Genomic DNA, 17,355 nt, shown 5'->3' with positions numbered 1-17,355 from the left:
TGCGGCGGCGACCTTCAAGAATCTGGGCTCTAGGAATCAACGGAACCCGTCAGTATGGTGCGCGGCATTTCGGGCCGGGCGCCGTGTTGGTTGCGTCCGCCCGTCATTGCTATCCAAGGTGAAACAAGATGTCCGATCATGTCGTCCCGCACTTTCACAACGACGCCGGCGTCTCGGTAATCGAGATCGGCTCGCAGGAATTCATGTGCGTGGGCGCCAATCCGCCGTTCGACCATCCGCATGTCTTCCTGGATCTCGGCAACGACAACGAGATCATCTGCCCGTATTGCTCGACGCTCTACCGGTTTGCCGCCGATCTCAAGGCCGGCGAAGCGCGCCCCCCGGAATGCGTGCTGAAAGATAAAGTCGCCTGACAGGTCCGCCGTGGCGGTTACGCGCACCATCGTTGTCGCTGGTGCCGGGATCGGAGGACTGACCGCGGCGCTGGCGCTCGCAAAGCAAGGCTTTCGCGTCGTCGTTCTGGAAAAGGCCGAGCGGCTGGAGGAAGCCGGCGCCGGCCTGCAGCTTTCGCCCAACGCCAGCCGCATCCTGGTCGAACTCGGTCTGCAGCCGCGGCTCGCGCCGCGCGCCGTGACGCCCGAATCCATCAACATCATGAGTGCCCGGGAGGGCGGCGAGATCGCCCGCCTGCCGCTCGGTGAGGCCGCGAATTTTCGCGCCGGCGCACCCTATTGGGTGGTGCATCGCGCCGATCTGCAGGCGGCGTTGCAGGCCCAGATCGATCACAGTCCCGACATCGAATTGCGGCTTGGCTGCCAGTTTGAGGACGTCGCCGCGCACGCCAAGGGACTGACGGTCGTGGGGCGCCGCGGCAACGCGCGGCAACAGGAACTGGCGGTGGCGCTGATCGGCGCCGACGGCATCTGGTCGGCGGTCCGGCATCATTTATTCCCGGAGGTCCAGCCGCAATTCTCCGGTCTGATCGCCTGGCGCGGCACGCTCGATGCGACGGCGCTGCCGCGCGAATATACTTCGCCCCGGGTGCAGCTCTGGATGGGACCAAGAGCGCATCTCGTCGCCTATCCGATCTCGGGCGGGCGGCGCATCAACGTTGTCGCGATCGTGCCGGGAACGTGGAACAGGCCGGGCTGGAGCGCACCGGGCGAGGCTAACGAAATCAAGGCGGCGTTCTCGCAACAATGGCCGGCGACCGCGCGAATGCTGATCGGCGCCGTCGATGAATGGCGGCGATGGGCGCTGTTCACGGTACCCGATATTCGCGAATGGAGCGACGGCGCGATCGCGCTGCTCGGCGATGCCGCGCACGCCATGCTGCCCTTCGCAGCCCAAGGTGCGGGAATGGCGATCGAGGACGCCGCGGTACTGGCGAAAGCCTTGAGCGAATGCGCCGGCGACAATACCGCCGGCATCCCGGCGGCCTTCAAGCGCTACGGACGGCTGCGCCGCGCCCGCGTGTTAAGGGTTCAGCGCGCCGCAAGGCGGTCCGGACAAATCTATCATCTGACCGGACCGTTGGCGCTCGCGCGCGATCTCGCCATCAAGTCGCTCGGTCCAAGGCGAATGCTGGCGCGGCAGGACTGGATTTACGACTGGCGGGCGTGAACATCCGATGCGAGCGCATGGCGCGGGAGGACTTCCGCAGGACGCGTTATCGCGACGATGGACGGGATCCCCTGACGCCTGCAGGTGGCGCAGGCGGCGTCGCCGCCGCGCTCGCGGCAGGTTTGGATTCCGGCGGCGCCTCCTGGCATTTGTTGCGCCGCCACGCCTCTTCGGCGAATTTCGATTGTCCCTGGGTCGCAATGAGTTCGTTGCGATAGGCAAGCTCCGACACCACCGAGCCGCCGACGCCGGTTTCAGCCTTCGCCATCAGGCCCTGCAGTTCCGCCTTGCGCCCGGCAATCCGGGCGCGTTCCGTCTCGAGATGCTTGCATTCGTAGAGATCGTATTTGGCGGGATCGGCGAAAGCCGTCGACATGTTGTCGCCCACGCTAGCACAGGCGGAGAGCCCTGCCCCTGCCGCGAGCAGCGCCAACACGCCTGCGGCACACGAAATTCGCCGGCGATGGGACGTGGATTCGGACATCGGACCTTCATAAGCCTACAACGTTGAGATTGCCTAAAGCAGGACCAGATGTCCGCATTGAGGCTTTGCGTCCGGCCCCGCGTTCCCTTAAACGAAAGGCGCGGTTTCCGGGGGCGGATTATCCCATTTCCACTTCGCCGGCAAACGCGCTAAGTACCTGATCTTCTGACTAAAGCGGGCGTGGCGAAATGGTAGACGCAAGGGACTTAAGTCTTTGAGTGCCCTTAGGGAAACCTAAGGAGTAGAACTGCTCAAATTCGGGGAAACCTTTTAACTGGCAACCCCGAGCCAAGCGCTCCCGCCGAGAGGCTGGCGCGAAGGTGTAGAGACTAGACGGGCAGCACCTAACGCGCGAAAGCACCACGGTGAAGGTATAGTCCAGACCACAAACGAGCTGGTATGCGTGAACACGCAGAAGCAAGGCGGCGAAAGCCGTAGCTGGTATGAAAATCCCTCGGTTCGAAAGGACTGTGCCGGTTCGAGTCCGGCCGCCCGCACCAATTGAGGTGCCGCAGATTTCTTCCTCGAAAGACCGAAAATTGTTTCGAATGCTGCTCGCCATTCCAGCGTTAAAGCTTCACACGGTTATAATTCGCTTGGACAGCATGAATTGATGGCGGTCGGGGGAGCGGCATTGCAGCAAACAAGCCTTTTCGAAATGCGCCGGCTGGAGATGCTGAGCAACACGATCTTCGGCGTTGCCATGACGCTGCTCGCCTACGACCTGCCGAAGGCCGGCAGTTTCGCGAGCGCGCCGGCCTGGATCGACCTCGTTCGCGTCTATGCGCAACCGGTCATCGCGCTGACGATCAGCTTCGTGGTCGCCGGCCTGTTCTGGTTCAGCCATCACCGGCGGCTCGCCGTGGCGCCGGAAGCCAGCCGCGGCGTGGTATTCCTCAATCTGCTGTTTCTTCTGTCGATCATCATCCTACCGGTGACGAACGGCCTTTACGGCAGCTGGCGGCTCGACGGCGTGGTCGCCGTGATCTACGGAATGCATCTCGCTACGATCGCCACGTTGAACGGGCTGCTGTGGGTTATCGCCCTCAGGGGCCGCCGCGACATGCCATTGCGGGTGACGGTATTATTTCCGATTTTGGTGTTCGTCATCGGAACAGCCATCGCCACATTCTCCCCAAAGGTGGCGCAATTCATCTGGTGCCTGGCCTTTTTCTCGCCGATCGCAGGCTGGCTCGCCGAACGATGGTCGCGCTAACGAACGACCTTCGCGTCGGCCGCCTTGATCAATCGGCTCGCCTCTTCGGAAATTTGCCGCTCGACCTTCGCCTGAAACTCTTTCCGATCTAACCCCGGCGGAATCGGCGGCAGGTAGGACAGAGAAATGTTGCCGCTGTGAATCATCAGCGTCTTCTTGCCCCAGAACAATCCGGAATTATGCGCCGTCGGCAACACCGGGATATCGAGATTGGTGTACAGCGCGGCGATGCCGGCCGCATGGAATGTCATGGGCTCGTCGACCGCCTGGCGCGTGCCTTGCGGAAATATCAAGACTTTGCGGCCTTCGCCGATCGCGGCCCTTGCTTCCGCGATCATTTGCTTGAGCGCCTGCCGGCCCGCCGACCGGTCGACCAGGATCATCGGATAGCGGTGAAGGAACCAGCCGACCACCGGGATATTGAGCAGTTCTTTCTTGGCGACGATGCTGGCATCGGGAAAAATCACGCAGAGCGCAACCGTCTCCCACAGCGATTGGTGATTACAGGCGATGATGCACGGGCCAATTGGAATGTTGTCGCGGCCTAGCTCCCTGTAATCCAGCCCCACCACGTATTTCAGAAGAAACACGATGCCGTGCGACCACAATTGTGACACCGCGCGAACCTTTGCGCTGCTCGCATCGAAAACCCACAACAGGGGTATCGCCGGCGACAGCACCAGCGTCCACAGCACCACCAACGCATCGAATGCGACCGATCTCAGATAATGCAACGATAATGTCCCTTGAGGCTTCTGCGATTGACGGGCCCCGAATACAGTACTTTTCGACCCTTGCATAATTCCGGACGGGCCCAGACGGCCGCCTGCCCCAAAGAAAATCCGTTTCGCCGTGGACCGGCCGGCATTGTCTATCTAGGATTGTCACGTGCCGGCCCTGGAACAGATCACCATCTCCCCGCGCCTCACCTTCGACGCCCTCGTCGCGGGCGAGGCCGGCGCGCCGCTGGTGTTGCTGCTGCACGGCTTTGCCGAATCGATGCATTGCTGGCGCGCCCAGGTTACGGCGCTCGGCGATATGGGATACCGCGCGATTGCGCCGAGCCAGCGCGGTTACTCTCCGGGCGCGCGGCCTAACCCGCGCGAGTTCTCGCACTACCTGATCGACCGCCTGATCGACGACGCGCTGGCCATCGCCGCGGCCTCGGGCTATGGCGAGGCGCGCTTTCACCTGGTCGGCCATGACTGGGGCGGCAGCATCGCCTGGGGATTGGCCGACCGTTGCCACGAGCGGCTGGCCTCCCTCAGCATTCTTTCGCGGCCCCATCCGAACGCGTTCAATCGCGCGCTGCACATGGCCGACGGCGAACAGGCTAGTCGCTCGCGGCACCACAAGGCGTTCCTCGAACCTGACGCCGCCGACATAGTGCTCGCCGACAACGCCAAATGGCTGCGCGATCGGCTCATTGCCAACGGCGTTCCCGCTGAGGCGATCGAACGGCATCTGGCCGTGCTCGGCAACAAGGACGTGATGGAAGCGGCGCTGGCCTGGTACCGCGCGCGCGGCGCGGTCCGCGGGCCGCTCGGTCCGATCCGTGTGCCCACGCTCTACATCTGGGGCGACGCCGACGACACCGTCGGCCGTATCGCCGCCGAAGGCACCCGCGATTTCGTCGCCGCGCCCTATCAATTCGAAGTCCTGCCCGGCGTCGGGCATTTCGCGGCCGATCAGGCGCCGGAACGGGTCAGCGAATTATTGCTGGCGCATATCGCAGCGCACCCGGATTGATGGAACCTGATGCGCGCTAAAATGTTGTCCTGCAGCAATTGGAGCATGACGACATGGCCAGCGAACAACCTACCGAAAAATCTGATGCCACGGGATGCAAGCCGGCCAGGGATCCGCACTCGCCTTCGCCACGGCCGCAAATCCCGTCTCCGCTCTCGAACGACGGGCCAGAACTGCTGCGCGACAGCAACTGCTAGGAGAGCCATCAAGCGCTGGCGGCGAATTCCTGATGCCGGCCGGGCGCGGCGTCGAACAATGCCCTTGTATATTCGTGCTGGGGCGCGGCGAAGACCTCCGCCGTGGTGCCCTGTTCGACGATTACCCCGCGCTGCATGACCGCGATCCGGTCACAGACCTGGGCTGCAACGCGCAAATCATGGGTGATGAACAGCACCGCCAGATTGAACTTGCGACGCACCTCGTCCAGCAGCTTCAGCACCTGGTCCTGTACGGAGACGTCGAGCGCCGACACCGGCTCGTCACCAATCAGCAATTCAGGCTCCATCGCCAGCGCCCGCGCAATGCAGATCCTTTGGCGCTGGCCGCCGGAGAACTGGTGCGGGAAACGATCGATCGCGGCCGGAGGCAGGTGCACGATCGCCATCAGGTCGCGCGCACGCTGCAGCGCCTCCTTGCGGCTGACGCCAAAATTCATCGGCCCCTCGATGATCGCCTCACCGACCGTGCGGCGCGGATTGAGCGATCGATATGGGTCCTGGAAAATGAACTGGATGCGCCGGCGCATGGGGCGAAATTTCGTCTCGCGCATGGCCGCGATATCGACCCCGTCAATCTTGATGCCGCCACCGGAGGTTTCGACCAGCCGCGCGACGCAACGCGCCACCGTCGACTTGCCCGAACCGGACTCGCCGACAATGCCCAGCGTTTCGCCGCGACGGATCGTCAGCGAGACGTCCTTGACCGCGGCCACGACGCGCGCCTTCGGATTGAACAGCGATCGCTTGCCGTAGGTCTTGAACAGATTCTCGGTCTGCAAGACCACCGGACCGGTCACCGGAGATCGCTTCGGCGGCGTCATGCTCGGCACCGCGCGCAGCAGCATCCTGGTGTAGTCCTCGCGCGGATTGCGCAGCACCTCCTCGCAAGGGCCCTGCTCCACGATCCGGCCCATCTGCATCACCACGACGCGGTCGGCGATCTCGGAAACGACGCCGAAATCATGGGTGATGAACAGCACGCCGGTTTTGGTGCGCCCCTGCATCTCCCGCACGAGCTTGAGGATCTGCGCCTGCGTGGTGACGTCGAGCGCCGTCGTCGGCTCGTCCGCAATCAACAGAGCCGGGTCGAGCACCAATGCCGCCGCGATCATGATCCGCTGGCGCTGGCCGCCGGAGAGCTGGTGCGGATAGGCGTCGATCATCTGTTCGGGATCAGGCAGATGCACGGAACGCATGATCTCGAGCACGCGCGCACGCTGCTGCTTCGGATCGAGATCGGTGTGGATTTCCAGCACCTCGCGGATCTGATCCCCGACCCGCTCGACGGGGTTGAGCGCGGTCATCGGCTCCTGGAACACCATCGCCATGCGGGTGCCGCGGATCGCGCGCAGTTCGGCATCTGACTTGGCAAGCAGTTGATCGCCCTGCAGCCGGATCGAGCCGGTTTCGACCTGCATCGCGCCTTTCGGCAACAGGCCCATGACGGCCTGCGCAGTCACGGATTTGCCGGAGCCGGATTCGCCGACCACGCAAACGATCTCGTCGGCGTTGACGGCCAGGTTGATGCCCTGCACGGCGTGGGTCCGGTCGCCGCCCCTGATGACGACGGAAAGATCGGAAACTTCAAGGACCGTGTTGCTCACATCACACCCGCTTCGCCATCTTGGGATCGAGCGTGTCGCGCAGACCGTCACCGAGAACGTTGACGGCCAGAATGGTCAAGGCAAGGCACACGCCGGGATAGATGATGTTGTGCGGGAAGAGGCTGAACACCTCTCGCCCCGCGGCCATGATGTTGCCCCAGGTCGGCACTTCCGGCGGCACGCCGATGCCAAGGAAGGACAGGATGGCTTCGATGAGGATGGCGGAGGCGCAGATGAAGGTGCCCTGCACGATCATGGGCGCGATCGTGTTCGGCAGCACATGCCGCCACAGCAGTTTCGGGGTCGAAGTGCCGAGCGTCACCGCCGCCTCGACATAGGGCTCCTCGCGCACGCTGAGCACGATGGACCGCACGAGCCGGACCACGCCTGGAATCTGCGGAACCGTGATGGCGATGATGACCGTCCACACGCTGGAACGGAACAGCGACACCATGGCGATCGCCAGCAGAATGGCCGGGATCGCCATCAGGCCGTCCATGATCCGCATGATGATGGCGTCGAGAATGCGGAAGAAGCCGGCAAGCAGGCCGATGAACAGGCCGCAGGCGACGCTGATCAGCGCCACCGTGACGCCGACAAAGAGCGAAACGCGCGCGCCATAGACCACGCGGCTGTAGACGTCACGTCCGAGGCTGTCCGTGCCTAACTTGGCGATCATCTTGATGCGTTCGCCGGTGTCCGTGCGTATCGTGATTTCGGCGCCGGGAACCTTGTTTCGCGCGATCGGGCTGATCGCCGTCGGATCGATGGTTCCGAGCCAGGGTGCCAATAGCCCCATCAGCAATACGATCATGATGACGGTGCTGCCGAACATCACGCCCGGGTTGCGCAGCAATTTGCGATACGCGGCTGGCTTGGCCGGGCTCGCCGGCAGCACGGGTTCGAGGATGGTTGCGTCGGCCATCAGTAGCGAATCCTGGGATCGAGGATGGTGTAGAGCATGTCGACCGACAGGTTGATCATGACGTAGACGAATGAGAACAGCAGGATCACGGCCTGGATCGTCGGGTAGTCGCGCGCCAGCACCGCGTCAACCGTGAGCCGGCCGAGACCTGGAATCGTGAACACGCTTTCGGTAACGACCACGCCGCCGATCAGGAGCGCCACGCCAAGTCCGATCACCGTGACGATCGGGACGGCGGCATTGCGCAGCGCATGACGGAACAGCACCTTTCGCTCGGATTGTCCCTTGGCCCGCGCGGTGCGGATATAGTCTTCCGACAGCACTTCCAGCACGCTGGTGCGCGTCATGCGCGCGATCAGGGCGATATAAATCACCGACAAGGTCACCGACGGCAGGATCAGCCGCTGCACCCAGCCGCCGACCCCCTCCGAGATGCGCTGATAGCCCTGCACCGGCAGCCAGTTCAAATAGACCGCGAACAAATAGATCAGGAGGTAGCCGATCACGAACACGGGCACGGAAAATCCGAGCACCGAAAAGCCCATCACGATGCGGTCGATCCACGACCCGTGCCGGTGCGCGGCCAGCACGCCGAGCGGAACGGCGACAAACACCGCGATCAGGATCGTGAACAGCGCAAGCGACAAGGTCGGCTCGATCCGCTCGCCGATCAGCGCAGCCACCGTCTTCTTGAAGAAGAAGCTTTCGCCGAGATTGCCGGTCAACACCCGGCCCGACCAGATCACGAACTGCTCGATCATCGGCCGGTCGAGGCCGAGCTGGCTGCGGATCTGCGCCACCTGTTCGGTGGTGGCGTTGTCGCCGGCGATGATCGCCGCAGGATCCGAGGGGGTCAGCCGCAGCATCAGGAAGATGAAGACCGCAACCACCAGCATCACGGGGATCGTGCCGAGCAGACGCCGAAAGAGATAGCCGTACATCGACATGGAAGCGCGATCCTATAACCGAACGGGCGGCGGCGAACCGCCGCCCGTTGTCAACTTACTTCGTGATTTCCACGTTCCAGAGCACCGGCACCGGTGAAATCAGATACCCCTTGACGTTCTTGCGCATGGCAACGGGTTGAACGTACTCGCCGACCGGAATCTCCGGCGTGAACTCGATGACGCGTTGCTGTACCGCTTCGGCGATCGCTTTCTGCTTGGCCGGGTCGGTCTCGCGGGCAAAGTCGTCGCGCAGCTTCTCCAGCTTTTCGTCGCAGGGCCAGCCGAACGACGCCTTGTCGCAAGCCGCGTTCACATAGGCCGTGGAGATCGGGTTCATCACGTCGGCAGCGACCCAGGCCGTGAGGAAGGCGTTCCAGCCGCCCGCCTCCGGCGGGTCCTTCTTGGCACGGCGGGCGACCAGGGTCTGCCAATCCATCGACTGCATGTCGACCTTGAAGCCCGCCTTTTCCATCAGCGATTTCGCCACCGGAGCAAGGTTGGTCAGGGTCTTGAGGTCGGTGGAGTGCATCAGCATCACCGGCGTGCCGTCGTAGCCCGCCTCCTTCAGAAGCTCCTGGGCCTTCTTGGCGTTGGAGGTCAGCAGCCCGTCCATTCCCTTGGTGCTGGCGAAAGGCGTGTCGCAGATGAACAGCGCCTTGCACGGCCTGATGTAGTTCTCGTCACCGATGGTCGCCATCAGGAAATCTTCCTGATTGAAGGCGTACCACAACGCATGGCGGACTTTCGGATTGTCGAACGGCTTGTGCAGCGTGTTCGGCCTGAAGACGTATTGCAGCTTCGCCAACGGCGACACGACAATATTTACGTTCGGATCCTTCTTCAGGGTTGGAAGCAGGTCGTGGCTGGGCGCCTCGATGAAGTCGATCTCGCCCTTCGACAGCGCGTTGACCGTTTGCTGCGCGTCGGAAATGGCGCGCCACTCGACGCGATCGACCTTGGCGATCTTGCCGCCGGCAAGGCCCGAGGCCGGCTCGGAGCGCGGCTTGTACTTGTCGAACTTGACGTAAACCGTCTTGTCGCCGGGCTTCCACTCATCCTTGACCAAAACAAAGGGGCCGGATCCCGTAAAATCCTCGATCTGCTTGTTGGCGTCCGTTTCGGCGACGCGTTTGGGCATCATGAACGGCACGTTGGACGATGGTTTTGACAGGCCGAGCAGAACGAGGCCAGTCGGTTCCTTGAGCTTGATGGTGAAAGTTTTGGCATCGACGGCGTTAATGGAGTCGACGAAGGTCATCATTTTCTGACCGAGCGAGTCCTTGATCGCCCAGCGCTTGATCGAAGCGATGCAGTCTTCCGACGTCACCGGCTTGCCGTCGTGCCACAGCAGTCCGTCGCGCAGCGTGAAGGTATAGCCCTTGCCGTCCGCCGCGGCTTCGTACTTCTCGACCATCTGCGGCTTTACCTCACCCTTCTCGTCCTGGGCGAGAAGCGTGTCGTAAATCATGTAGCCGTGGTTACGGACGATGTAGGCCGTGGTCCAGATCGGATCCAGAATCTTCAGATCCGAGTGCATGACGACGCGCAAGGTAGTTTGGGCCGTCGCCGGCGACGCCACCGCTGTCAGGCTGCCAACGCAAGTCGCAGCAAGAATTACTTTTTTGAACGCATTCATTCCTTCACCTCCATTGTCGCTCGGCGCCCGAACGCTTTTCTTGTTCGGGCCCCCTGCCCGGTTTCTGACCGGACTATAGGGTCGATCTTGAGCTTCACAACACCCTTTTGGTCCGACGACAGGGATGACGCCGGCGTTCAGGTGGAAGTCGGGATAGCCCTCATCCGCATCTGGCTTGCGCTGGCCGCTGGGTGGCCCCTATCCGGCTACGCCAACACGCCTCCACAAAAATCTACAATCAAGAATGATGCCAGAATTGCCATTCCCCCGATCCGATACGGCGAAAGTCTGACGGCGGCATGTTTTCCCTTTACAAAATCGCCGCCGCTCCCTCTCGTACGGACCCATCGGCACCGAGCCCAAACATTCCGGCCGAACCGGGAGAACCCAGATGAATCCTGCCAACCTTCCCTTTGATTCCGAGACCATGCTGCAGGGGCTGCGGAGCTGGGTCGAATGCGAAAGCCCCACCTGGGACGCCGGCGCGGTCGACCGCATGCTCGATCTTGCAGCGCGGGAGATGGCCATCATGGGTGCGACCATCGAACGCATCGCCGGGCGGCAGGGCTTTGCCGGCTGCGTCCGAGCGCGCTTTCCCCACCCGAAACAGGGCGACCCCGGCATCCTGATCGCCGGCCATCTCGATACCGTCCATCCCGTCGGCACGCTGCAAAAGCTGGCGTGGCGGCGCGAGGGCAACAAGTGCTACGGCCCGGGCATCTTCGACATGAAGGGCGGCAACTACCTCAGCCTGGAGGCGATCCGGCAACTGGCGCGCGCCTCGTTCACGACGCCGCTGCCGATCACGGTACTGTTCACCCCGGACGAAGAGGTCGGCACGCCGTCGACCCGCGACATCATCGAGGCCGAAGCCGCCCGCAACAAGTATGTGCTGGTGCCCGAGCCGGGTCGCGCCAACAACGGCATCGTCACCGGACGTTATGCGATTGCCCGGTTCAATCTCGAAGCGATCGGCAAGCCGGGCCATGCCGGCGCCACGCTCTCATCCGGCCGTTCCGCGATCCGCGAGATGGCACGCCAGATTATCGCCATCGACGGCATGACGACTGAAGATTGCACTTTTTCGGTCGGCATTGTGCATGGCGGCCAGTGGGTGAACTGCGTCGCTACCACCTGTACCGGCGAGGCGCTCAGCATGGCCAAGCGGCAAGCAGATCTCGATCGCGGCGTCGAGCGGATGCTCGCGCTTTCCGGGACCAGCAATGACGTCACGTTCAAGGTCACCCGTGGTGTGACCCGGCCGGTGTGGGAGCCCGACGCCGGCACGATGGCGCTCTACGAACAGGCGCGCGGCATTGCACAAGGCCTTGGTCTCGAACTCTCGCACGCCAGCGCCGGCGGCGGCTCCGACGGCAACTTTACCGGCGCGATGGGTATCCCAACCCTTGACGGCCTGGGAGTTCGCGGTGCCGACGCGCATACGCTCAACGAACATATCGAGATCGACAGTCTGGCCGAGCGCGGCCGGTTGATGGCGGGTCTGCTGGCGACATTGACGTAAGTTGTGTTTGGTCATTCCGGGGCGCGCAGCGAACTATGGTGCGCCCTTGCGCACCTGGGAATCTCGAGATTCCCCAATGCGCCATTGCGCATCTGAGGTTCGATGCTTCGCATCGCCCCGGAATGACGGAGCAAGCTAAGGCGTTTTAACTCGCTCGCAATGGCGGATGGGGCGGCATGCAAAACGGAATTGCTCCACGGCTTGCGCTTGGCGCAGTGACACGCTTAACGTCCCTCACGAATGCACCGGTTGGGAAAACTTGATGACCCGCATCGCCGTTGGCGCCTTTCTGCACGAGACCAACACGTTCGCGCCGACCAAGGCGACCTATGACGATTTCGTTCATGGTGGCGGATGGCCGTCGATGGCGCATGGCGCCGACGTGCTCAAGGTGATGCGCAAGGTCAATATCGGCCTTGCCGGCTTTGTCGAAGCCGCCGAGGCCAATGGCTGGGAGCTGGTGCCGACGATCTCGGCGGCCGCTGTTCCATCGGCCCATGTCACCAAAGATGCCTTCGAACGCATCATGAAGGAAATGGTCGATGGCATCGCGGGCGCGGGGCCGATCGATGCCGTCTATCTCGACCTGCACGGCGCCATGGTCACTGAGCATTACGACGACGGCGAAGGCGAAACGCTTGCCCGGGTGCGCAAGGTGATCGGCAAGGACCTGCCGCTGGTCGTCAGCCTCGACCTCCATGCCAACGTCTCGCCCCAGATGATGGAACATGCGGATGCGCTCATCGCCTACCGCACCTACCCTCACGTCGACATGGCCGACACCGGCCGGGCCTGCGCAAAGCATCTGGCGTTGATGCTCAAGACAAAGGCGCGCTACGCAAAAGCCTTCCGGCAATTGCCGTTCCTGATCCCGATCAGCTGGCAATGCACGAGCGACCAGCCGACCAAAGGCATATATGAAAGGCTGGCGGCGCTGGAGAGCGCTTCAGTTCCGACGCTGTCATTCGCGCCCGGTTTTCCGGCCGCCGATTTCAGGGATTGTGGCCCCAGCGTATTCGCCTATGGCGCGACGCAGGCCGATGCGGATGCAGCCGCCGACAAACTGGTAGCGCTGGTCGAGAGTCACGAGGACGATTTCGACGGCCGCATCTATTCGCCCGACGACGGCGTGCGCCACGCCATGGAATTGGCCAAAAGCGCCAGCAAGCCGATCGTCATCGCCGACACCCAGGACAATCCCGGCGCCGGCGGCGATTCCGATACGACAGGCATGCTGCGTGCGCTGGTCCGCAACAAGGCGACCCGCGCCGCCACCGGCGTAATCTATGATCCGGAGTCAGCCAAGGCCGCGCATGCTGCGGGCGTCGGCGCCACCGTGACGCTTTCGCTCGGCGGCAAATCCGGCATCGCGGGCGACGCGCCGTATCAGGAAACGTTCGTCGTCGAAAAACTGTCGGACGGCAAATTCGTGGCGTCCGGCCCCTATTATGGCGGCCGCGACATGGACATGGGACCGTCGGCGTGCCTGCGCATCGGCGATGTCAGAGTGGTCGTGAGTTCCTACAAGGCGCAACTCGCCGACCAGGCGATGTACCGCTATGTCGGGATCGAGCCGACCGAACAGGCGATCCTGGTCAACAAGAGCTCGGTGCATTTCCGCGCTGATTTCGAGCCGATCGCCGAAAAACTGCTGATCTGCGCCGCGCCCGGTGCGATGCCGGCCGATACCGCCACCCTGCCCTGGACGCGGCTGCGTCCGGGTATCCGCATCAAGCCGAACGGCCCTGCTTTTGCGACTCCAGCCAAATCTCGTTCAACCGTAACCGGATAAACAGACATGCCCACCATCGAACGCATCGACGGCTATGCCGAAGAACTCACCGCGATCAGGCGCGATCTTCATGCGCATCCCGAGATCGGCTTCGAGGAGGTCCGCACGTCGGGCATCGTCGCCGACAAGCTGACGCAATGGGGCATCGAGGTGCATCGCGGCCTAGGCGGCACCGGCGTCGTCGGCGTGCTCAAGGGCAAGGGCAACAGCGGCATGAGGATCGGCCTGCGCGCCGACATGGATGCGCTGCCGATGGAAGAGAACACCAATCTGCGCTGGCGCTCGACCATTCCCGGCCGCTTCCACGGCTGCGGCCATGACGGGCACACCACCATGCTGCTCGGCACCGCGCGCTATCTCGCCGAGACCAAAAACTTCGACGGCACCGTGCATTTCATCTTCCAGCCCGCCGAAGAAGGCCTCGGCGGCGCCCGCGCCATGATCAAGGACGGCCTGTTCCAGAAGTTTCCCTGCGACGAGGTTTACGGCCTGCACAACGCGCCTGATCTGAACCATGGCGAGATCGCGATCCTGCCGGGCCCGGCGATGGCCGGCGCCGATTTCTTCGACATCACGATCGACGGCTACGGTGCCCATGGCGCGATGCCGGAGCGCTCCAAGGATGCCGTGATCATCGCCACCACGCTGGCACAGGCGCTGCAGACCGTCGTCAGCCGCAATGTTCCCCCGCATCATCCGGCGGTGCTGTCGATCACGCAGATCCATGCCGGCTCGGCCTATAACGTCATTCCCGGCCAGGCCAAGCTGTGCGGCACGGTCCGCGCCTTCGATGACGGCGTGCGCGCGCTGATCCGCGAGCGCATGCGCGCGATCTGCGCCGGCATCGCCGCGGCGTTCCAGTGCGAGATCACTGCCGACATCCGCGACACCTTCAGCGTGCTGGTGAACCAGGAAGAGCAGTCGCGGATCGTTGAGGCGGTGGCGCGTACCGTGGTCGATCCGGACAAGGTGATCACCCGCACCGAGCCGAAGATGGGCAGCGAGGATTTCGCCGACATGATGCAGGCGGTGCCTGGCGCCTATTTCTGGGTCGGTCATGAAGGCTCGGTGCCCGTCCACAACCCTGGTTTCGTCCTCGACGACAAGATCCTGCCGATCGGCGCCAGCATGTTCGCGCGCATCGTCGAGACCCGCATGCCAGTAGGTTAGGTGCCCATGCATAAAACCAAAAAAGAAGAAGAGGTCACGTCGCTGCACGATCTCAGCGCCGTCGACCTTCTCGCCGGCTACCGCGCCAAGCAATTCTCGCCGTCCGAAGTGCTGGAGGAAGTGCTTGATCATGTCGCGGCCTGGGAGCCGCACATCAAGGCGCTCTATCTGCTCGATCCCGAGGGCGCCCGCGCCGTCGCCAAAGCATCGACCGAACGCTGGCAGAAGGGCGAGCCTGTCGGCACGCTCGACGGTGTGCCGGTGACCATCAAGGACAATATCGCTACCAAGGACCAGCCGGTGCCGCTCGGCGCCGCCAGCGTCAAGCTGGTGCCTTCACCGAAGGACGCGCCGCCCGCCGCACGGCTACGCGAAGCCGGCTCCATCATCTTCTCCAAAACGACGATGCCGGATTACGGCATGCTGTCGTCGGGCCTTTCGAGTTTCCATCCCCTCACCCGCAATCCCTGGGACCTCAGCAAGAACCCCGGCGGATCCTCTTCCGGCGCCGGTGCTGCGGGTGCTGCCGGTTACGGCCCGCTGCATCTTGGAACTGACATCGGCGGCTCGGTGCGGTTGCCGGCCTGCTGGTGCGGCCTGGTCGGGCTGAAGCCGAGCCTCGGACGCGTTCCGGTCGATCCCTTCTATGTCGGACGCGTCGCCGGGCCGATGACCCGCATCGTCGACGATGCGGCGTTGATGATGAGCGTGTTGTCGCGTCCCGACCGGCGCGACGGCATGAGCCTGCCCGCGCATGAAATCGCCTGGAAGGCGCTCGACAAGTCGCCGCGCAAAGTGCGCATCGGGTTGATGCTCGATGCCGGCACCGGCCTGCCGCTGGAGAAGGAAGTACGCGAGGTCGCCGTCAAGGCCGCCAAGGCGTTCGAATCCGCCGGCGCGGTCGTTACTGAAATCGACGGCATATTGACGCGCGAGATGCTCGACGGGATCGACAATTTCTTTCGCGCGCGAAGCTGGGACGATATGTCCAGGCTGACGCCGGAGGAGCGCAGCAAGACGCTGCCTTACATCCTTCAATGGGCGGAGGCCGGCGCGAAGCTGTCAGGTCTTGATGTCATCAGGGGCTTCAACGCCACCATGGCGATCCGCACCGCCGCGGCAAAGCTGTTCTGCGATCTCGATTATGTGGTCTCCCCGGTTTCGCCGGTGGTGAACTTCCCGGCCGAGTTCGCTTCCCCGGTCAACGATCCCGAAAAACCGTTCGAGCACATCGCCTATACCGTGCCGTGGAATATGTCGGAGAACCCGGCCATCTCGATCAATGGCGGCTACGACAAAAAGGGCTTTCCGATCGGTGTGCAGATCGTGGGCCGGCGGTTCGACGATCTCGGCGTGCTCGGCATGGCCAAGGCGTTCGAAGGCCTGCGCGGCCCGCAAAAGCCGTGGCCGGCCCCGCCGAAGAAGTAATTATCCCTCAATGCCGTCATGGCCGGGCTTGACCCGGCCATCCACGTCTTGGCTACTGCCAAGGAAAGACTTGGATGCCCGGCACATAGGCGAGCAAAGCGACGCCGTCCTTCAGACGGCTATGGCCGGGCATGACGATGCGGATGAGCTAGACGAAAAAAACAATCTAGAGAGAGGACACCCCATGGCGTATGAGACCATCAAGTACGAGGTCGCCGAGCAGATTCTCACCATCACCCTGAACCGGCCCGACAAGCTCAACGCCTTCAACGGCACCATGCAGCAGGAATTGATCGACGCGTTCGACGCGGCCGACAAGGACGACAATGTCAGGGCCATCATCGTCACCGGCGCCGGCCGCGGCTTTTGCGCCGGCGCTGACCTTTCCTCCGGCGCCAACACGTTCGATCGCGACGCGCGGCGCGGGCCGGTGAAGCGGCTTGCGGATGGCACGGTCGATTACAGCGATCCGCAGGTGCGCGACGGCGGCGGACAGGTGACGCTGCGCATCTTCAAGTGCCTAAAACCCGTTATCGCGGCGGTGAATGGTCCCGCGGTCAGCATCGGCGTCACCATGCAGCTCGCGATGGATATCCGCATCGCTTCTGAAGCCGCGCGCTTCGGTTTTGTGTTCTCCCAGCGCGGCATCGTGCCGGAGGCCGCCTCGAGCTGGTTCCTGCCGCGCCTCGTCGGCATCGCCCAGGCACTGGAGTGGTGCTACACCGGCCGCGTCTTCCCGGCGCAGGAGGCCCTCGCCGGCCGCCTCGTCAGCAAGGTGGTGCCGCCGGACGATCTGCTGCCGACCGCCCGCGCACTCGCCAAGGAAATCGCCGCCAAGACCGCGCCGGTCTCGGTGGCGCTGATCCGCCAGATGATGTGGCGCATGATGGGCGCCGACGATCCGATGGAAGCCCACAAGGTCGACAGCCGCGGCATTTATGCCCGTGGACGCTCCGATGACGTCAGGGAGGGCGTGGTCTCGTTCCTGGAAAAGCGCCCGGCGCAATTCAAGAACAAGGTTTCATCTGATATGCCCGACTATTACCCGTGGTGGGACGAGCGGGAGTATAAGTGACCGCG

Annotated in this window: 15 protein-coding genes; 9 read left to right on the top strand and 6 right to left on the bottom strand. The window is 63.2% G+C overall.

Translation table 11 applies throughout. The features are described 5' to 3' along the window. The first annotated feature begins 128 nt into the window (after positions 1 to 128). Together JQ574_RS20030 and JQ574_RS20025 are read left to right on the top strand one after the other, a co-directional pair. On the top strand, positions 129 to 374 hold the full coding sequence (locus tag JQ574_RS20030) for a zinc-finger domain-containing protein (RefSeq protein WP_192734038.1): 246 nt from the start codon (positions 129 to 131) through the stop codon (positions 372 to 374). A gap of 10 nt (positions 375 to 384) precedes the next feature. After that, entirely contained in the window at positions 385 to 1,584 is a 1,200-nt protein-coding gene (locus JQ574_RS20025) for an FAD-dependent monooxygenase (RefSeq protein ID WP_212204820.1), read from the top strand. A gap of 46 nt (positions 1,585 to 1,630) precedes the next feature. On the opposite strand, the gene JQ574_RS20020 is transcribed toward JQ574_RS20025, so the two are convergent. After that, positions 1,631 to 2,068, bottom strand: a complete 438-nt coding sequence (locus JQ574_RS20020; RefSeq protein WP_212204818.1) for a twin-arginine translocation pathway signal — start codon at positions 2,066 to 2,068, stop codon at positions 1,631 to 1,633. A 658-nt stretch (positions 2,069 to 2,726) separates the two neighbouring features. Between JQ574_RS20020 and JQ574_RS20015 the strand changes: the two genes are divergently transcribed. Next, the gene (locus JQ574_RS20015) at positions 2,727 to 3,284 is read left to right on the top strand and encodes a TMEM175 family protein (protein ID WP_249119480.1); all 558 of its coding nucleotides are present in this window, start codon (positions 2,727 to 2,729) and stop codon (positions 3,282 to 3,284) included. Here the strand turns inward: JQ574_RS20015 and JQ574_RS20010 are convergent. Beyond that, positions 3,281 to 4,018, bottom strand: coding sequence for a 1-acyl-sn-glycerol-3-phosphate acyltransferase (locus JQ574_RS20010; protein ID WP_212204813.1), 738 nt, complete (start codon positions 4,016 to 4,018; stop codon positions 3,281 to 3,283). The two genes, JQ574_RS20015 and JQ574_RS20010, sit on opposite strands and share 4 nt — an antisense overlap. Positions 4,019 to 4,172: 154 nt before the next feature. Here JQ574_RS20010 and JQ574_RS20005 point away from each other — a divergent pair, with 154 nt between their 5' ends. Next, positions 4,173 to 5,033 carry an alpha/beta hydrolase gene (locus tag JQ574_RS20005; RefSeq protein WP_312014681.1) on the top strand — a complete coding sequence of 287 codons (861 nt, stop codon included), beginning with the start codon at positions 4,173 to 4,175 and terminating at the stop codon, positions 5,031 to 5,033. Between the two features lie 205 nt (positions 5,034 to 5,238). Here JQ574_RS20005 and JQ574_RS20000 read toward each other — a convergent pair whose 3' ends face one another. The 4 genes from JQ574_RS20000 to JQ574_RS19985 form a co-directional block, all read right to left on the bottom strand. Continuing rightward, entirely contained in the window at positions 5,239 to 6,855 is a 1,617-nt protein-coding gene (locus tag JQ574_RS20000) for an ABC transporter ATP-binding protein (RefSeq protein ID WP_212204811.1), read from the bottom strand. 1 nt (position 6,856) lies between these two features. Then, a complete protein-coding gene (locus tag JQ574_RS19995; protein ID WP_212204809.1) occupies positions 6,857 to 7,780 on the bottom strand; it encodes an ABC transporter permease in 924 nt (307 codons plus the stop codon). Beyond that, on the bottom strand, positions 7,780 to 8,721 hold the full coding sequence (locus JQ574_RS19990) for an ABC transporter permease (protein ID WP_212205015.1): 942 nt from the start codon (positions 8,719 to 8,721) through the stop codon (positions 7,780 to 7,782). Before JQ574_RS19990 ends, JQ574_RS19995 begins: the two co-directional genes overlap by 1 nt. A gap of 61 nt (positions 8,722 to 8,782) precedes the next feature. Further along, positions 8,783 to 10,363 (bottom strand): ABC transporter substrate-binding protein, encoded by a 1,581-nt coding sequence (locus tag JQ574_RS19985; protein WP_249119465.1) that lies wholly within the window; start codon positions 10,361 to 10,363, stop codon positions 8,783 to 8,785. Between the two features lie 391 nt (positions 10,364 to 10,754). Between JQ574_RS19985 and JQ574_RS19980 the strand changes: the two genes are divergently transcribed. The 5 genes from JQ574_RS19980 to JQ574_RS19960 all read left to right on the top strand — a co-directional run bounded on the left by JQ574_RS19980 (position 10,755) and on the right by JQ574_RS19960 (position 17,350). Continuing rightward, a complete protein-coding gene (locus tag JQ574_RS19980; RefSeq protein ID WP_212383797.1) occupies positions 10,755 to 11,885 on the top strand; it encodes a M20/M25/M40 family metallo-hydrolase in 1,131 nt (376 codons plus the stop codon). 262 nt (positions 11,886 to 12,147) lie between these two features. After that, the gene (locus tag JQ574_RS19975) at positions 12,148 to 13,677 is read left to right on the top strand and encodes a M81 family metallopeptidase (RefSeq protein ID WP_212204805.1); all 1,530 of its coding nucleotides are present in this window, start codon (positions 12,148 to 12,150) and stop codon (positions 13,675 to 13,677) included. Positions 13,678 to 13,683: 6 nt separating this feature from the next. After that, a complete protein-coding gene (locus JQ574_RS19970; RefSeq protein WP_212204803.1) occupies positions 13,684 to 14,847 on the top strand; it encodes a M20 aminoacylase family protein in 1,164 nt (387 codons plus the stop codon). Between the two features lie 6 nt (positions 14,848 to 14,853). Continuing rightward, on the top strand, positions 14,854 to 16,275 hold the full coding sequence (locus JQ574_RS19965; protein ID WP_212204801.1) for an amidase: 1,422 nt from the start codon (positions 14,854 to 14,856) through the stop codon (positions 16,273 to 16,275). Between the two features lie 184 nt (positions 16,276 to 16,459). Continuing rightward, positions 16,460 to 17,350: a crotonase/enoyl-CoA hydratase family protein gene (locus JQ574_RS19960; protein ID WP_212383795.1), complete on the top strand. Its 891-nt coding sequence runs from the start codon at positions 16,460 to 16,462 to the stop codon at positions 17,348 to 17,350. Positions 17,351 to 17,355: the final 5 nt, after the last annotated feature.

The organism is Bradyrhizobium sp. AUGA SZCCT0158 (assembly GCF_018130065.1).
Taxonomy (GTDB): Bacteria; Pseudomonadota; Alphaproteobacteria; order Rhizobiales; family Xanthobacteraceae; genus Bradyrhizobium.
The sequence above is the reverse complement of the archived record's forward strand: the minus strand, read 5'-3'. Positions and strand labels throughout refer to the sequence as shown.

Bases quoted from the DNA above. Each gene is read 5' to 3' on its own strand.
- JQ574_RS19980 (WP_212383797.1), top strand. From the start codon at position 10,755: ATGAATCCTGCCAACCTTCCCTTTGATTCCGAGACCATGCTGCAGGGG.
- JQ574_RS20030 (WP_192734038.1), top strand. From the start codon at position 129: ATGTCCGATCATGTCGTCCCGCACTTTCACAACGACGCCGGCGTCTCG.
- JQ574_RS19970 (WP_212204803.1), top strand. From the start codon at position 13,684: ATGCCCACCATCGAACGCATCGACGGCTATGCCGAAGAACTCACCGCG.
- JQ574_RS19990 (WP_212205015.1), bottom strand. From the start codon at position 8,721: ATGTACGGCTATCTCTTTCGGCGTCTGCTCGGCACGATCCCCGTGATG.
- JQ574_RS20020 (WP_212204818.1), bottom strand. From the start codon at position 2,068: ATGTCCGAATCCACGTCCCATCGCCGGCGAATTTCGTGTGCCGCAGGC.
- JQ574_RS19985 (WP_249119465.1), bottom strand. From the start codon at position 10,363: ATGAATGCGTTCAAAAAAGTAATTCTTGCTGCGACTTGCGTTGGCAGC.
- JQ574_RS19975 (WP_212204805.1), top strand. From the start codon at position 12,148: ATGACCCGCATCGCCGTTGGCGCCTTTCTGCACGAGACCAACACGTTC.
- JQ574_RS19965 (WP_212204801.1), top strand. From the start codon at position 14,854: ATGCATAAAACCAAAAAAGAAGAAGAGGTCACGTCGCTGCACGATCTC.
- JQ574_RS20015 (WP_249119480.1), top strand. From the start codon at position 2,727: ATGCGCCGGCTGGAGATGCTGAGCAACACGATCTTCGGCGTTGCCATG.
- JQ574_RS19995 (WP_212204809.1), bottom strand. From the start codon at position 7,780: ATGGCCGACGCAACCATCCTCGAACCCGTGCTGCCGGCGAGCCCGGCC.
- JQ574_RS19960 (WP_212383795.1), top strand. From the start codon at position 16,460: ATGGCGTATGAGACCATCAAGTACGAGGTCGCCGAGCAGATTCTCACC.